Annotated in this window: 2 protein-coding genes; both read right to left on the bottom strand. The window is 29.4% G+C overall.

Going from position 1 to position 1,677, the window contains the following annotated elements; translation table 11 throughout:
- Positions 1 to 315: 315 nt before the first annotated feature.
- Entirely contained in the window at positions 316 to 924 is a 609-nt protein-coding gene (gene tmk / locus OL66_RS02455) for a dTMP kinase (RefSeq protein ID WP_034172319.1), read from the bottom strand.
- 76 nt (positions 925 to 1,000) lie between these two features.
- Positions 1,001 to 1,642 carry a YqaJ viral recombinase family protein gene (locus OL66_RS02450; RefSeq protein ID WP_034172318.1) on the bottom strand — a complete coding sequence of 214 codons (642 nt, stop codon included), beginning with the start codon at positions 1,640 to 1,642 and terminating at the stop codon, positions 1,001 to 1,003.
- Positions 1,643 to 1,677: the final 35 nt, after the last annotated feature.

The following is a 1,677-nucleotide window of genomic DNA, read 5'->3' as shown; positions in this document are numbered from 1 at the left end:
TGATCTAGTAAATGGTGATAATGATTCATATATTCATGAAAATTAAGTAAAAAAGATGATTTATGAAAAAGTTTTTTTAAAATATTAACACATTGAATGTTAGTGTTAAGTTGTTTAATGTGGTAAAAATCTTCGTTAGTTAACATCTTATTTCCTTTCTCCAGAAAAAAAAGACCTTATTTTAAGGTCTTTTCTTCTTAATTTTTTTTGTTTTCCAAGTAATGGTCCCATCAGGTTTGATGGTTTTAATTTTCCCATTATGGTAATAAAAATAGAGATTACCGTTTTGACATTTTTTCTTAATAACAATAGCCATTATCTTTCTCCTAGATATTTCATAATTTTTTGGATATTGGATGGAATGGGATCACTTCCGTTTAAGATTAATTTCTTAATGTCGCTAGTATAATGAGTGAGGTAATGATTGTATCCTTGGCGAACAGTTTGAAAATAAGTTAATGATTGTCTTTCAATCAAATCTCTTTGATGGTTTTTTTGTTTATTCTTTCTGGTTTTTCCGATAAGAGGATCAATATCTAAATAAATCAATAAATCGGGTTTTTTTAAGATAATTTCATGATTCAGCTTAAAGATCTTTTTTAAAGGTAAAAGTTGTTGTTTTTCCTTGAAAAAAGGAAATAATTGGTAAGCATAAGTAGATGGCAACCAACGGTCTAAGATAATTAATTGGTTTTTTTTAAATAATTCCGCTTGGATTTGGGCCATATTGGTGAGACTTAAATAAAAACGTGTGAGGTAATCTACTTGTTGAAAATTTAAAAATAAATCTCTAATTTCCTTCCCAATAGAGCTACTCCCTAATCCTTGATACAGTTGATGAGGGATTTTTAATTGGGATTTAAGGGAATTGATAAGAGAAGTTTTTCCACTTCCGTCAAGCCCTTCAAAAACGATTAATTTCATGATTATTTCTCCTTTTAATTTTAATTTTTGCATAAAAAAAAGACCTTCGTTTTGAAGGTCTAAAAATATTAATTAATTATTTGATTTTCCTTAATTGTTTTAAATAAGTGGTTTTTTCTAATTCTTCTTTGGCTTTGGTGAAAAGGGATAAGTATTTTTGACTATCTTGAATCATTTTCGTGATAAAGATTTGATCTTGATAAATCCGCACTACATGATAATTTTGGTCGTTAAAATAAACCAAAAAGTAAGCGAAGTTCGCTTGAGAACAATAGAGTTGACATTGAACTTGGGCCCAGTAGTATTGAGGGATATTTTCTAGTTGAGGATTAGTTAAAAAACCAGTCCAAGTGGACGAGACTTCTTGGTTTTCATTCACATAAGGACATTTAATTTCTAAAACAGTTTGATGTTGTTCATTGTATCCGTCTAAAGATGCAGAAAAAAGGTTAACTTGATCATCAGTAAAAATAGCGTCTTCAAAAGTTAAATTGGTTTTTTGAATGAAAAATTCTCTAGCGATGGGTTCCATTTTTTGTCCATGAAGCGTATATTGATTAGCGGTAAAAGTGGTGCCAAAGAGTTTATCATGAACTAATTGTTCCATGGAACGAAAGGGATCTAACCCTGTAATGGAAGCGATTTCGGAAGCGTTGATGTATTTTTTTCGGTGTTGGTGCCATAATTTGGTTCGTTGATTTAAGTTTTTGATGCGCATAATAATTATTCTTTCTTAAATATTTTTTTTAATAA

This window comes from Chrysanthemum yellows phytoplasma, assembly GCF_000803325.1.
In the GTDB taxonomy this organism is placed as follows: domain Bacteria; phylum Bacillota_I; class Bacilli_A; order Acholeplasmatales; family Acholeplasmataceae; genus Phytoplasma; species Phytoplasma asteris.
The sequence above is the reverse complement of the archived record's forward strand: the minus strand, read 5'-3'. Positions and strand labels throughout refer to the sequence as shown.